We start from the raw sequence: 270 nt of genomic DNA, 5'->3' as shown, positions 1-270 counted from the left end.
CTTCCGGCAAAACGGCAAAGTCACCGGCTTCCAGTGCACGGATCTGTTTTTCCGAGAGTTTGAGTCGAAATGCCATTTCAGCCGCAGAAATACCCAGTTCCCGACGTTTACTGGCCAGCAACTGTCCAGAAGAAACTGGCATTACGCTGTCCGGATCCATCTGCGTGGGTGGCGCAAAATTCATATGCTGAAATACGGTCGTCTGTTCCAAAGGCCGGGTTGATCTTTTCAATACGCCGCTCATAGCAAACCTCTTTGATTACCAATTAC

General features: G+C 49.6%; 1 protein-coding gene. It reads right to left on the bottom strand.

Annotation, left to right across the window (positions count from 1 at the left end; genetic code table 11):
• On the bottom strand, positions 1-244 hold a 244-nt coding region (locus tag ACZ3HH_RS30125; RefSeq protein WP_465810245.1), incomplete at its 3' end, for a helix-turn-helix domain-containing protein.
• Positions 245-270 lie beyond the last annotated feature (26 nt).

This window comes from Pseudomonas sp. PME37.24/025 (assembly GCF_055556615.1).
The sequence above is the reverse complement of the archived record's forward strand: the minus strand, read 5'-3'. Positions and strand labels throughout refer to the sequence as shown.